Raw genomic sequence first — 13808 nt, 5'->3', positions numbered from 1 at the left:
GGGATCTGCGTGTAGCGCGGGGTCGGCGAGGCGGGCCTGCGGCCGACCGCCGTGACGGGTCTGCCGTTCCGGTGGTCCGGGCGGCGCGCCACCCAGCGGTAGTTGCGCCGTTCGGCGGGTGCGTCGATGGGCCCCGGCGAGAGCAGCACGCCGTGACAGCGCGGGCACCAGTGCATCGGTGGGCCGTGCACGGCCCACCGCGCGCCGCAGCGCGCACAGGGCTGCAGCACGGTACTCACAGCGTGTCCTTCGCTCGCCCGGCGTTGTCCCGCGGGCTACCGCTTCCCGGCCTGACGCTCATTGCCTGGGCACCTCGCTCTTTCGTCAGTAGATCTTCGCCGGATGGTCGCCCTCGGCGACCAGCGGGCGACCCATCCGCTGCCAAGCCACCATGCCACCGTTCACCTGCACGGCCTCGAAACCGACGTGGGCCAGGTATTTCACCACTTCGATGGACCGGCCGCCCTGCCTGCAGATGACGTAGAGCTCGGCGTCGTAGTCCAGCTCGTCGATGCGCGCGAGCACGTCGACCATCGGGATGTGGATCGCACCGGGAGCGTGCCCGAGCTGCCACTCGTCGTCTTCGCGCACGTCGAGCAGGATCGCCCGGACCGGGCCGGGTCGCTCGCTGTGGTCGAATTCGCCGGGCAGGGCGTCCACCGACACCGACGGAAACTCGGGGCTCGTCACGATTCGATCCTGCCATGATCGCCGCACTGCCGTGGACCAGGCGTACCCCTGCCTCCGCTCCCGCCGTGCGGGGATTTTCGGGCGGACTCGGCCCGGTGACGCCGACGGGCGTAACGCCGAATGGTTGCGGGGTCGGGGTGCGCCGGACAATTTCGTACCCCGAGTACGTTTCCGGCGCAGTTCCCCTATGCCCGCCCCGTTCGGTGCCGACCTGTGCATCTCTTTATCGGAGTTATCCACACAATCCACAACCTGATCCACAGGCCGTACCTATCGCGAGTCGAGGAAGTCACAGGGCGCGGCTATAAGCAAACTTCACGCGAACTCGACCCCTCCCGATCGGAACGGGATCGGGACCCACGCGGCCCGTCCAGCTCATCCTCGGCGAAGCGGGGGTCACGAACGACCGATCCGGGACTCCCCTCCTTGTCCATCCCGGAGCGGTCGTTCGCCGCTGCCTCGGAACCGCGGCCGAGCGGGTCCCGACATCTACTTGGACGGAGCAGCGAACGATTCGGTTCCAGAAAAAACGAGAACACTAGTGAAAAACTGAAATACCGGGTTCCAGCTGGCGCTGTCGGTAGCCTGAGGGCATGGACAGGCGCAGGGGGCTATTCGACGGACTGGACTCGACCGGACTCAATACTGCGATCTCGGAGGCGACCTGCCTCGGACTCGAGATCGACCCGAAGGCGGCGACACTGCGCCTCGATCTGACAGTCATGACCGTTCCCGCCGACGAGGCCGCGCCACAGGACCATCAGGTTCGACTGCACTTCACCGGTGTCAGCAGAGTCGCGGCCTCGCTGCGCATCCAGCGCTGGGACGACATCGAGGCCGAAGTCCTTCCGCTGCAGCTCGACGGCCTCGCCGAGGCGATCCGCAGCTTCGGCGGCGGCCGCCTGCACGGCTGGGAATTCATCGACGTCGACGACAGCGGGTGGGCGCTGTGGCGCGAGCTGCTCAGCTTCGACACCAAGATCGACGATCACACCCCCTCGCATGTACTGGAGTTCTCCCAGGAGGAGGGCATCGACCCGCGCGAACTCGACGTGCGCGTGTGGTTCGACAACGTCACGGTGCACGACGCCAAGGGCAAGGAGATCGCGCCCGCCGACTTCATCGCGGGCGGTGCGCGCTGGTGGAAGGCCCACGACGCGGGCGATCCGCGCACCATGCGTCCCGGCATCGTGCCGCCGCTGTAACCGAGCCCCCGCGACCACGCGCGCCCGAATCACACCGGGTGCGCGGCGGTTCGCCGTTCGCGCAAGGTTTTTCAGGCCCCCAGCCCGACCGGGCAGGTCACCCCCGTCGCGTGCACCGGGCAGTAGCCGCCGGGATTCTTCGCGAGGTACTGCTGGTGATAGCCCTCGGCGTAATAGAACCCGGACAGATTCGGTCCGGGACCGCCGGCGCCCGGGGTCGGCAACGGTGCGATCTCGGTGCTGATCGACCCGTACCCCGCCTCCGCCAGCCGCTTGCCATAGGCCTGCGCGGTGCGCACGGCCAGCGCGGCTTGTTCGTCGCTCAGCGTGAAGATCGCCGACCGATACTGCGTGCCGCGGTCGTTGCCCTGGCGCATGCCCTGGGTCGGATCGTGTTCTTCCCAGAAGTTTTTCAACACGCCCGCGTAATCCAGCACCGCGGGATCGAAGACGACGAGCACCGCCTCGGTGTGCCCGGTACGGCCGCTGCACACCTCCTCGTAGGTCGGGTTCGGCGTGTACCCGCCGACGTAACCGACCGCGGTCGTGTAGACGCCGTCGAGTTCCCAGAAACCCTTCTCCGCGCCCCAGAAACAGCCCATCCCGACGACCGCCACCTGCGTGCCTTCGCGAAATGGCGGACGGATGGGATTGCCGTTCACAAAGTGGGTATCCGGCACCAGAATTGGTTCCTCCCGGCCGGGGAGCGCCTGCTCGGCGGTCACCATCGCCGGCTCCGGGAGACGGATCCGTCCGACCAGTTCGTCGAAGAACGACATGGTTCCGATGCTACTCACGAATGCTCGCGCTCGAACCGCCCTTCGGCTCACGCCGGAACCAACCACTGCGTGATCGGCCGATCTCCGATGGAATGAGGGGGCACACGGCCCGGTTGGAACCGAGCGGGTGTACGAATGATGGTTGGAAGCGCTCGAAACTCCGGGCGCCACAGCCCGACAACTGAGAAAGGGACATCGTGGCTGAGTACACGCTGCCAGATCTGGATTACGACTACAGCGCCCTGGAGCCCCACATCTCCGGGCAGATCAACGAGCTGCATCATTCCAAGCACCACGCGGCCTACGTTGCGGGCGCGAACACCGCACTCGAGAAGCTCGAGGCGGCTCGCGAATCCGGCGATCACGGCGCGATCTTCCTCTACGAGAAGAACCTCGCGTTCCACCTCGGTGGCCACGTGAACCACTCCATCTGGTGGAAGAACCTCTCCCCGAACGGCGGCGACAAGCCGGTCGGCGAGCTGGCCGCCGCGATCGACGACCAGTTCGGTTCGTTCGACAAGTTCCGCGCGCAGTTCACCGCGGCCGCCAACGGCCTGCAGGGCTCCGGCTGGGCGGTGCTCGGCTACGACACCCTCGGCGGGAAGCTGCTCACCTTCCAGCTCTACGACCAGCAGGCCAACGTCCCGCTGGGCATCATCCCGCTGCTGCAGGTCGACATGTGGGAGCACGCCTTCTACCTGCAGTACAAGAACGTCAAGGCCGACTACGTGACCGCGTTCTGGAACGTCGTCAACTGGGAGGACGTGCAGGAGCGCTTCGCCCGCGCCGTCACCCAGGGCAAGGGCCTCATCTTCGGCTGAGTTTTTGGCGCGCTGGCGCGCGCGTGTTCGCGGCCTTTATGTCTCGCTTCCGAGCGGTCGAGACTCGCGCCTCCGGCGCATGCGCTTCGACCACTCGGAAGCGAGACGGCCGCGAACGGGCTCGTAAGACTCGCCCTAGGCAGGGCTGGTAGTGCGAGCACTGTGCGTTGATTCCGATGCACGCAGTCGGAAACCCGCCGGGTAGATGGTTCGCCCGGCGGGCTTTTCGCTGTTCTGCGCCCGATTAGCACTCATTGGTACTTGTGTGCCAGATGATCCGTGAGTCATCCTCTGAATCCAACAGTTCGAGGACGGGCAAGGCCGCCCCCGGTTCGATCTCGGGAGGCACGATGCGGACCAACGGGCCGATCGGCGTCACGCCGTTCCACTCGCGCGGGTCGCTGCGCGGGTTCGTCATTTCCGGTCGCTGGCCGGACACCACCAAAGAATGGGCGCAGGTTCTGGTGCTCGCCGTGCGCGTGGCGAGCCTGCCCGGCCTGCTCGCCACATCCACCGTTTTCGGCGTGCGCGAGGAGCTGCCCGACGACCCGGAGCCGGGAACGGTCGGGCTGGTGCTCGCCGAGGGCACGGTACTGGGTGAGGAGGCGCTGGAGCCGGGCCGGTTCGCCGATCACGTGCCGCCCGCGTTGCTGATGCTGCACCCGCCCTCGGAGACACGCCCGTCGCTGCCCGAATGCGCGGGCGCGGCGTCCGGCTGCGTGCTGCTGCCCGGTGTGCCGCACCTGGGTCTGGAACACCGCGCCGCGTGGGCCGAGGCGGAATACGACGGCACCGTCACCTCGCTGGTCAGCCGGGTCGGGCTCGATCCGATCAGCGATCCGGATACCGCCGTGCTCGCGATGCTGCTCGCGGCCTGAGCGGGTCTTCGCCGTTCGCCGCACGGCTGCCTCGAACACTTTCGTGCGCAGCCGTATTCGCGTGAGTTGGTGGTTTGCGAGGGGGCTGCACAGTTAGCCTGTCACGGTCGAAAGGATCGTGGAATGTCCGGAAATCCCCTCGCCGCCGCCGAACCCTGGGATCTGGTCGCCGACGGCTATGCCGAATCCGCGCTCGCGATCATGGCGCCGTTCTCCGACCGCGCGCTCGAACTCGCCGATCTACCCGCCGACGCGCACATCATCGATATCGCCGCAGGGCCCGGCACGCTGACCCTGCCCGCCGCCGCGCGGGTCGGCCGGGTGCAGGCCGTCGATTTCGCCGAGCACATGCTCGAACGCCTCCGGATTGCCGCGCGGGAGGCCGGTCTCACGAATGTCGACGTGCAGGTGGGCGACGGTCAGGCACTGCCGTTCGAAGACAACAGCTTCGACGCGGGCTTCTCGATGTTCGGTCTGATGTTCTTCCCGGATCGGCTCGAGGGCTTCGCCGAACTGTTCCGGGTATTGCGGCCCGGCGGGATCGCGGTGGTGTCGAGCTGGGCGCCGGTGGCCGAATCCCCGCTGATGCGCATGATGTTCGGCGCGTTGGCGGCGGGCGATCCGACCATTCAGGAGCCGCAGCCGAATTTCCTGAGCCTGGAGAATCCGGAGGTCTTCGCCACCGAGATGCGGGGCGCGGGATTCGCCGGGGTGTCAATCCAGCGTCACACCACCACGGTGGCCTACCCGGACGCGGACCGGATGTGGGACGAGATGTCGCGCAGCAGTGCGCCGATGATGCTGCTGCGGCGCTCGATCGGCGAGGACGCGTGGGCCGCCCGCTCCGAGTCCATGCGGGCCTACCTCGCGGAGAACTACCGTCCCAACACCCCGCTGGCCACCACGGCGTTCCTCGGCATCGGCCACAAGCCCCTGCCCTGATCACCATGGGGACCGAAAAGGCCGCCCCCGAAAGCGAATCGGAGGCGGCCGTCGCGTGCGACGCGGATTACCGCGGCGCCATGCGCAGCGCGCCGTCCATGCGGATGGTCTCGCCGTTGAGGTAGTCGTGCTCGACGATGTACTGCGACAGCTGCGCGTACTCGTCCGGGCGACCGAGGCGCGACGGGAAGGGCACGCCCGCCTCGAGGCCCTTGCGGTACTCCTCGGTGACGCCGGCCAGCATCGGGGTGTCGATGATGCCGGGGGCGATGGTGTTCACGCGAATGCCGAACTGCGCCAAGTCGCGCGCGGCAGGAACGGTCATGCCGTGCACGCCGCCCTTGGAGGCCGAGTAGGCGATCTGGCCGACCTGGCCCTCGAAGGCGGCGACCGAGGCGGTGTTGATGACGACGCCACGCTGGCCGTACTCGTCGACCGGATCGGTCTTGGCGATCGCGTCGGCCGCGAGTCGCATGACGTTGAAGGTGCCGAGCAGGTTCACGGTGATGACGGTGCGGAACAGCTCCAGATCGTGCGGGCCGTTCTTGGACAGGATGCGCCCGGCCCAGCCGACACCGGCGCAGTTGACCACGATGCGCAGCGGCGCACCCGACTCGACCACCTTCGCGATGGCGGCCGAGACCTCGTCGCCGCTGGTCACGTCGGCCGGAATGAGGGTGACCCCGGCGGGCACGCTGTCACCGGCGCGCTCGATCGACTGCGGCACGTCCAGGCCGAAGACAGTGGCGCCCAGCTCGGCGAATCGCTTGGCGGTGGCGGCGCCGAGGCCGGATGCGCCTCCGGTGACGATGGCGGCGGAACCCGAAATCTCCACGATGGTCCTCTCGTTCGTGACAGCCAATTGGCCCTTTGTCAATTGCACCCTAATGGATGCTCCCGGGCGGAGCCCGCACCCCGCCCGAGCACATTCGACGGTACTCCCGACGGCCCTTCGTGAGAGAATCGGCATGACTTTCTCTCACCCCTCGGGCGGAGCGAACATATTTGCGAACATCGCTGTTCATCGGTGGTATCGTCGCCGCATGAAGCTGTTCTCCGGCCCGGTCGTCGCCGGTAGAAGGGTGTTGATCACCGGGGCGGCGCGGGGCATCGGGGCCGCGCTGGCCAGGCAGTTGTACGCGCACGGGGCGTCGGTCGCACTGCTCGGACTCGAACCCGATCTGCTGGCCGAGGTGGCGCGCGAATGCGGCGACGCACCGTGGCGGTACTGCGACATCGGCGACCCGGCCCAGGTCGAGCGGGTGGTGACCACGCTGGCGAGCGAGCTCGGCGGCTTGGACGTGGTGGTCGCCAACGCCGGGGTGGCCAAGCAACTGGCGCTGATCGGCGGAGATCCTTCGGTGATGGAGGAGACGCTGGCGGTGAACGTGCTCGGCGTCTACTACACGCTGCGCGCCGCGGGCCCGCACATCTGCCATCCGCAGGGCTATGTGCTCGTCGTCTCGTCGCTGGCGGCCGCCGTGAATCTGCCGCTGGCAGGGGCATACAGCGCGTCGAAGGCGGGGGTCGAGGCGCTCGGCCACACCCTGCGCAACGAAATCAGGCACACCGGCGCCAAGGTCGGCATCGCGTACTTCGCCGAACTGGACACCGACATGACCTCCCGCGGCTTCGGCACGGCCGCGGCGCGCGCCATCCTCGGCCGCGCGACCGTCTCGGGTGTGGCACCGCTCGGCCCGGCCATCGACGCCGCCGAACGGGCCATCGCACGCCGGGCCCGTCAGATCGTTTCGCCATGGTGGGTGGCGGTGGCACTGCCGTTCCGCCCACTCGCCCAGCGCATCGTGGACGCCACGCTGCGTCGCGGGGTGGCCGAGGCGCTGGAGATCGCCCGCGCCGAAGACGCCCCCTTCACCACCGAACAACCCAGCAGGCCACGCAGAATGGAGCGGCCCGCCTGATGGGCGCAGTGCACGGCCCGTCGAAGACCTGCCCCACCGAATCACCCGGAGTCACCGCATGACCGACACCGCAGGCACCGCACGCCAACTCCCCAGGGGCAGGCACGGTTTACCTCGGGAGCAAGTGATCGCGTCGCAGCGGGAACGGATTCTGGACGCGATGGCCGAGACCATGGCGATCGCCGGCTACGTCGGCACCTCCGTCGCGGCAGTGCTCAAGCGCGCGGGCGTCTCGCGGGAGACCTTCTACGAGCAATTCCGTTCCAAGGAGGACTGTTTCGCCGCCGCCTACGAACGCGCCGTGGAACGGCTGGTCGACCGGATCGCGGAGGCCTCCGAACCGGCGGCCGAAAACGGTACGAGCGAAACGAAACTCGACAGGATGGAGCGCCTGCTCGACGCCTACTTCGAGGGCCTCATCGAGGACCCCGCCTACGCCAGGCTCTACCTGGTCGAGGTCTACGCGGTGGGTTCCGACGCCCTGACCCGCCGCGCCCAGCTCCAGGACTCGTTCGTCGCGGTGATCGCCGAGGTGCTCGACGCCCACACCGAAGAACAGCGTTTCGCCTGCCAGACCTTCGCCGCCGCGGTCAGCGCGATGGTCACCGCGCGCATGGCCGCCGCCGACCTGGAAGGACTGCGGGGGCTGTGCGCGCCGCTGCTCGACATGATTCGGCGCAGTGGTGAGCTGTACGGGTATGCGATGGTGCACGAGGTACGGGCCTGAGGTCGCTTCGGCGCGGCGTGGTTGCGTAGGGCTCGCCTGAAACACCGCCCGCAACAAACCCACCGACCGGACGAGACCCCGGCCGAACTCGGGACAGCCCCTCACCCCTACCGCTGCACACCCTCCGCGACGGCAGCCTCGCCCCCGATCTTCTCCTCCCGCAAGCGCCCCCGCCGCACGAGCAGCGCCACACCGAGCGCCACCGGAGCGATCGCGGCAAGCCCCATACCCGCCAGCGCACTCAGCGACGGAGCCGCCGCCCCGAGCAACGTGGCGGTGCCGAAGTAGAGGAACAGCAGGCCGGAGCAGATGCCGATGAGGCGTTCGGGCAGGTGCTTGCCGACCGCGATGCCGACGGCGATGGCGAGCGCGTCCGCGGCGACCATGCCGACGGTGGAGCCGAGCCAGACGCCGAACCAGCTGTTGTCGGTGGCCAGCGCCGCCGTGGCGAACATGGTGCGGTCGCCGAGTTCGGCGAGGAGGAAGGCCGAGAGGACGACGAGGAACGGGGCGGCGGTGGAGCGGGGCGCCTTCGGCTCGTCGTGCTCGTCGGGAGCGCCGAGGTGTTCGCGCAGGGTCCACAGGCCGACGGCCAGGAAGGTGAGGGCGGCGACCAGGGAGATGGCCCGGGTGGGCAGGGCCGCGCCGAGGAAGTAGCCGATCGCGACCGAGATCAGGTGCACGCCCGCCGTCGCGGTCGCGATGCCGCCGAGTACCACCCACCAGCGATAGCGCAGCGCGAACGTCAGCGCCATGAGCTGAGACTTGTCTCCGAGTTCGGCGAGAAAGACGATGCCGATGCTCAGCAGGATGGTGGCGATCATTCTGTGACGTACTCCCGGGTCTCCGACCTGTCGGCCGGAGATCTGGGTACGCCTCCGGCCGACAACGCATGGTTGTTCAGGCCGAAGGTCTCGCCCACCGGATGAAAACCCGGTTCACACAACCGGACCCGAGCCTCGGGGAGGCGGCGGGTCAGTATGTCGACTGCATGATTGGGGGCTACTCCCCTTCGCTGCTTCCGACCCTACCCCAGCAACCTCCCCGACGCCAACCCGATGTCATCCAAATCGCAATGCGCACAATAAGTTTGGTGCTCCTGCCCATGAGTTTCGGTAACCCGCACAACCCTCTCAGCAAACCCTCATCGGCAAGGCAGGGACCCTGGACGAAGACATACGGATACCCAGAGACGACGAAGGCCCTCTCCCGAAGTGGGAGAGGGCCTTCGAAGCGGGAAACCTACAGCGTGCGGGTGAGGCGGTCGGTGAGGATGTGGGCGAAGCGCGCCGGATCCTTCAGCTCGCCGCCCTCGGCCAGCACCGCGGTGCCGTAGAGAAGTTCGGCCGTCTCGGTGAGCTCGGGGACCTTGCCCTCGTCCGCGTCCTGCTTGCGCGTGTCGTACGCGTCGCGCAGGCCGGTGACCAGCGGGTGGGCCGGGTTGAGCTCGAGGATGCGCTTGGTCTCCGGGAGGATCTGACCCGAGGCCCGGTACATCCGCTCCAGCATCGGGGTGAAGTCGAAGACGTCACCGACCAGGCAGGCGGGCGAGGTCGTGAGCCGGTTGGTCAGGCGCACCTCCTTGACGCTCTCCTCCAGGGCCTTGCCCAGCCAGGTCAGCAGCTCGGCGAAGTCCTTGTCCTGCTGCTCGCGCAGCGCCTCGGACTCCTTCTTCTCCTCCTCGGTCTCCAGATCCACCTCGCCCTTGGCGATGGACTGGAACCGCTTGCCGTCGAACTCCGGCACCGAGCCGACCCACATCTCGTCGACCGGATCGGTGAGGATCAGCACCTCGAGCCCCTTGGCCTCGAGCGCCTCCATGTGCGGGGAGCTCACCACCTGCTGGCGGGACTCGCCAGTCATGTAGTAGATCGCGTCCTGGCCGTCCTTCATCCGCTCGACGTACTGCGCGAGCGTGGTCAGCTCGGACTCGGAGTTCGTCGAGGCGAACGAGGAGACCTGCAGGATGGTCTCGCGGTTGTCGAAGTCGGAGAGCAGGCCCTCCTTGAGGACGCGGCCGAACTCCGTCCAGAAGGTCTGGTACTTCTCCTGATCCTCGGCGCCTTGCAGCTCCTTGACCGTCGAGAGCACCTTCTTCACCAGGCGCTTGCGGATCATCTGGATCTGCCGGTCCTGCTGGAGGATCTCGCGGGAGACGTTGAGCGAGAGGTCCTGCGCGTCCACCACGCCCTTGACGAAGCGCAGGTACTCCGGCATCAGCTCTTCGCAGTTGTCCATGATGAACACCCGCTTGACGTAGAGCTGCACGCCGCGCTTGTGCTCACGGGTGAACAGGTCGAACGGCGCGTGCGACGGAATGAACAGCAGCGCCTGGTATTCGAACGTGCCCTCGGCCTTGAGCGGAACGATCTCCAGCGGGTCGTCCCATGCGTGGCTGACGTGCTTGTAGAACTCCTTGTACTCCTCTTCGGAGACCTCGCTCTTCGGACGCGTCCACAGCGCCTTCTGCGAGTTGAGGGTCTGCTCCTCGAGGACGGTCTTCTCCTGCTTGTCCTCGCCCTCGCCCTCGGTGACGGTCCGCTCGACCTGCATACGGATCGGCCAGGCGATGAAGTCGGAGTACTTCTTGACGATCTCCCTGAGCTTCCACTCCAGGGTGTAGTCGAAGAGGTGGTCCTCCTCGTCGGCGGGCTTGAGCTGCAACGTGACCGCGGTGCCTTGCGGCGCGTCGTCGACGGCCTCGATGGTGTAGGTCGAGCTGCCCGCGCCCGCCCCCCAGCGGGTGCCCTCGGTCTCGCCCGCCTTGCGGGTGGTCAGGGTGACCTGGTCGGCCACCATGAAGGTCGAGTAGAAGCCGATACCGAACTGGCCGATCAGCTCCTCGGCCGCCGCGTCGGTCTTCGCGTCCTTGAGCTGCCTGCGCAGCTCCGCGGTACCCGACTTGGCCAGGGTGCCGATCAGATCGACGACCTCGGCGCGGGACATGCCGATGCCGTTGTCCCGGACGGTCAGCACGCGATTGTCCTTGTCGACCTCCAGCTCGATGTGCAGGTCGGACGTGTCGACGTGCAGGTCCTTGTCCTGATAGGACGCCAGCCGCAGCTTGTCCAGCGCGTCGGACCCGTTCGAGATCAGCTCCCGAAGGAATGTGTCCTTGTTGGAGTAGACGGAGTGGATCATCAGCTCGAGCAGCTGATGGGTTTCTGCCTGGAACTCGAGTTGTTCGACGTGCTGAGTCACGTCGCGATGGTACCGCCGCGGACCGGCGGCACCGCCGCACGCCCGCTCAGGCGCCGCGGCCGATCGAGGGAGCGGCGCCACGGCCACCGGCGGGCAACTCCGGAGCGCGCCCGAAATCGGCGAGCGCGGGCACCTCCACTTCCGCACAATGCGGATTCGGCACCCGCGGTGACATCCATTCGCGCAGCACCTGGGTGGCACGCACGTCGTCCTCGTTGTATTCGAACAAGCGGGTGCGCTGGGTCAGGTCGGGTGCTCCGTCGTAGCCGACGGCCTGGCGGTACCAGCTCATCGACGCCTCGCCGCCCGCCTCGGGGTCGCGCCAGGCGAAACCGGCCACCGGCGCGATCTTCTTGAGCCCCTTGCCGTTCGGGCAGATGAACTGGTCGGTGACGGCCTGGAACATGTCCACCCACTCCGGCCCGTCCACGAACGCGCGCACCTGGTCGACCGTCGGCACCCCGGGACGCCCGGCGAACCGGCGCGCCGACTCGTACAGCCACTTGTCCTCGGCCGTGCGCGAATAGCAGTAGGCGGCAAAGGTCTTCCCGGCCGTCGCGGCCTCGGCGCGGACCGTCATCAGCCAGGTCCAGAACTCCCCGAAGGAACGGCCCTCGTCATCGGTGGGCAGCGGATCCCAGGTGACGAACGGCCGATACCGCCCGTCCAGCAGGGTGCCCCACAGGTAGGCGCCGTGCTCCTGAAAGCTCTCCAGGTCCACGTCCACTTCGACATCGGCGCGGCGCACCTGCACCCGGTCGTAGCGGCGCACCAGCGGCGCGCCCGCCAGCCAGGCGCGCGCGGTGACCACGGCCTCGTCGAAGGGACCGTGCTGCCAGTCGTCCGGGTCGTCGCCGGTCCAGGCGGCCAGGTCGTCGATGGTCTCCACACCGTGCCCGCGCAGCACCTCGGCACGCGAGCCCGGCGCGACCAGGCTCACGTCGCGGTGCTCGGCCAGCCAGCCCTCGCAGCTGGGGCCCTCGACTCCCCTTGTCCACCAAGGGCATTGCCTGCACTCGGGCACCTTGGACGGCACCGTCGGCAGCTCGCCGCGCACCACCGCGATGCGGTCGGCGTAGCGGCGGTCGTAGTCGTCGAGCAGCGGGCCCAGATCGTGCACGAGGATGCGGTCGAAGTGGTAGCCGATGACGCCGCCGACCAGCGCCGGACTGGCCAGCCCGTGGCGCTGCAGCATCCGGTAGAGGTGGGCGAGGCGCTGCTGGTCGCGCGGCTGCTGGCGCAGCTTCCGGGAGGGATCCGGGCGCGGATCCCAGCGATACGGGTCCGAGGTGGTCGGGTGGAAGTCGGCCGGTTCCGGTTTGCGCGGATCGGTCACCTTGTGGTTGACCACGATGACCGGGATGTAGCCGCCGCGATCCCGATCGCGCAGCAGGATCTCCGAGCCGCCGCGCCTGCCGGTGTCCGGTTCCTGCGGCAGCAGGCCGCCCCAGATGTGTTGCGCCCCAGCGGCGCACGCGCGCATGGTGGCCGCGGCGCGATCCGACGCCCGCAGCCCGGGGTCGATGATCACCCAGTTGTCCGGATCGGCCGCGACGAGCGCGTCGCGCACCCGATGGCGATGGGCGGTCGCGGCCTCCCGCCGCTGGCGCACCCCCGGATCCTCCGAAACGCCCGTGAGCATCTGCGGGTGGTCCGCATCCAGGTGCAGCCGGTGCCGGCAACCGATCAGAGCTCGCGCGTCGATGAACGCGGCCCGCGCCTTCTCGATCGGCGCGTTCTCGGTCGGCCCGTCGTGGTCCAAGGCAGCGGCGAGGTCACTCGACCGGTCCGCGGCCGAGCCGTCGTCCTTGCGACCCTCGCGGTCACCGCTGCCCGAATACACGTATGCAGTATGGTCCAGACCCCTGACAGGACACGGTGTGCCCTCGCTGCCGCCGCCGTCGACCCGATAAGGTGGGCGCAAACCGCGTGGTAGACGGCAGACGGCCTCGCGCCGCAAGCGCTGCCCTGGCACACAGCATTGACGGAGGGCCTTCCGATGGGGTTGTTCACGAAGCGCAAGCGGCGTCCGAGTCGCCGGGCCGAGGCCAAAGCCCTCAAGCACAAGGCCGCGATGGAGGCCAAGCTTTTCGCCAAGAACGATCGCAAGGCCAAGCGCGAGGAAGCCCGCACTCAGCGCAAGGTCGCCAAGCAGCAGATCGCCACCTTGCAGGCCGAGGAGAAGGCCGCGCTGAAGATCGCGTCCAAGGCCGAGCGCGACGTGTTCAGCCCGGGCCAGGTGCGCAAGTACCTCGGCGTGGCCCGTGTCCTCGTTCCGGTGCTCGCGCCGCTGGCCTACCGCGGCGCCACCTTCGTCCGCGGCCAGCTCGACACCCGCCGCGCGCAGCAGCTCGGCATCGGCATCGATCAGCTCGGCGATTACACCGGGCACGGCGCGAAGCTGCAGGCCCGCATCGCCAATGCCGAAGCGGCGCTGGGCAAGATCGACGACAAGGGCGGCGAGGGACAGAAGTTCGTCACCGCCACCCGCGCCCGGCTCGACAGCCTCGGCGCCGCCATCCGCACCGCCGAACAGATGCCCGCCTCGCGCAGGCGCGCCGTGCACACCTCGATCTCGCACGAGCTGTCCGGCATCGAGGCCGACGTGCTCGCCCGGCTCGGCGTGAGCTGAACGCCGTCTCC

Annotated in this window: 13 protein-coding genes and 1 pseudogene; 7 read left to right on the top strand and 7 right to left on the bottom strand. The window is 68.3% G+C overall.

Features of this window, described 5'->3' with window-relative positions:
- Positions 1-239: pseudogene (locus NL1_RS37840) on the bottom strand (DUF4328 domain-containing protein); the annotation flags it as partial.
- Positions 240-324: 85 nt separating this feature from the next.
- Entirely contained in the window at positions 325-690 is a 366-nt protein-coding gene (locus NL1_RS39680) for a rhodanese-like domain-containing protein (protein ID WP_373862594.1), read from the bottom strand.
- A 593-nt stretch (positions 691-1283) separates the two neighbouring features.
- Between NL1_RS39680 and NL1_RS25270 the strand changes: the two genes are divergently transcribed.
- On the top strand, positions 1284-1895 hold the full coding sequence (locus tag NL1_RS25270; RefSeq protein WP_067844223.1) for a hypothetical protein: 612 nt from the start codon (positions 1284-1286) through the stop codon (positions 1893-1895).
- A gap of 71 nt (positions 1896-1966) precedes the next feature.
- Here the strand turns inward: NL1_RS25270 and msrA are convergent, their stop codons facing one another.
- A complete protein-coding gene (msrA, locus tag NL1_RS25265) occupies positions 1967-2674 on the bottom strand; it encodes a peptide-methionine (S)-S-oxide reductase MsrA (protein WP_067844220.1) in 708 nt (235 codons plus the stop codon).
- 197 nt (positions 2675-2871) lie between these two features.
- Here msrA and NL1_RS25260 point away from each other — a divergent pair, with 197 nt between their 5' ends.
- The 3 genes from NL1_RS25260 (at position 2872) to NL1_RS25250 (ending at position 5315) form a co-directional block, all read left to right on the top strand.
- Positions 2872-3495, top strand: coding sequence for a superoxide dismutase (locus NL1_RS25260; protein WP_067844217.1), 624 nt, complete (start codon positions 2872-2874; stop codon positions 3493-3495).
- A gap of 350 nt (positions 3496-3845) precedes the next feature.
- Entirely contained in the window at positions 3846-4373 is a 528-nt protein-coding gene (locus NL1_RS25255) for a peptidase (RefSeq protein WP_067844214.1), read from the top strand.
- 123 nt (positions 4374-4496) lie between these two features.
- On the top strand, positions 4497-5315 hold the full coding sequence (locus NL1_RS25250) for a class I SAM-dependent methyltransferase (protein WP_067844212.1): 819 nt from the start codon (positions 4497-4499) through the stop codon (positions 5313-5315).
- Positions 5316-5382: 67 nt separating this feature from the next.
- Here the strand turns inward: NL1_RS25250 and NL1_RS25245 are convergent, their stop codons facing one another.
- Positions 5383-6150 (bottom strand): SDR family NAD(P)-dependent oxidoreductase, encoded by a 768-nt coding sequence (locus NL1_RS25245; protein WP_067844248.1) that lies wholly within the window; start codon positions 6148-6150, stop codon positions 5383-5385.
- Between the two features lie 208 nt (positions 6151-6358).
- On the opposite strand from NL1_RS25245, the gene NL1_RS25240 reads away from it, so the two are divergent.
- Both NL1_RS25240 and NL1_RS25235 read left to right on the top strand, forming a co-directional pair.
- Positions 6359-7237, top strand: a complete 879-nt coding sequence (locus tag NL1_RS25240) for an SDR family NAD(P)-dependent oxidoreductase (RefSeq protein ID WP_067844208.1) — start codon at positions 6359-6361, stop codon at positions 7235-7237.
- Positions 7238-7295: 58 nt separating this feature from the next.
- Entirely contained in the window at positions 7296-7964 is a 669-nt protein-coding gene (locus tag NL1_RS25235; protein ID WP_067844205.1) for a TetR/AcrR family transcriptional regulator, read from the top strand.
- A 107-nt stretch (positions 7965-8071) separates the two neighbouring features.
- On the opposite strand, the gene NL1_RS25230 is transcribed toward NL1_RS25235, so the two are convergent.
- The 3 genes from NL1_RS25230 to NL1_RS25220 form a co-directional block, all read right to left on the bottom strand.
- Positions 8072-8788, bottom strand: coding sequence for a TMEM165/GDT1 family protein (locus NL1_RS25230; protein WP_067844202.1), 717 nt, complete (start codon positions 8786-8788; stop codon positions 8072-8074).
- Between the two features lie 418 nt (positions 8789-9206).
- A complete protein-coding gene (gene htpG / locus NL1_RS25225) occupies positions 9207-11165 on the bottom strand; it encodes a molecular chaperone HtpG (protein WP_067844245.1) in 1959 nt (652 codons plus the stop codon).
- A gap of 46 nt (positions 11166-11211) precedes the next feature.
- Positions 11212-12894, bottom strand: a complete 1683-nt coding sequence (locus NL1_RS25220) for a TM0106 family RecB-like putative nuclease (RefSeq protein WP_307623751.1) — start codon at positions 12892-12894, stop codon at positions 11212-11214.
- A gap of 270 nt (positions 12895-13164) precedes the next feature.
- Between NL1_RS25220 and NL1_RS25215 the strand changes: the two genes are divergently transcribed.
- Positions 13165-13797 (top strand): DUF6474 family protein, encoded by a 633-nt coding sequence (locus NL1_RS25215; protein WP_067844196.1) that lies wholly within the window; start codon positions 13165-13167, stop codon positions 13795-13797.
- The last annotated feature ends 11 nt before the right edge of the window (positions 13798-13808 follow it).

It is taken from the genome of Nocardia lijiangensis NBRC 108240 (assembly GCF_001613045.1).
Lineage (GTDB): Bacteria > Actinomycetota > Actinomycetes > Mycobacteriales > Mycobacteriaceae > Nocardia > Nocardia lijiangensis.
The sequence above is the reverse complement of the archived record's forward strand: the minus strand, read 5'-3'. Positions and strand labels throughout refer to the sequence as shown.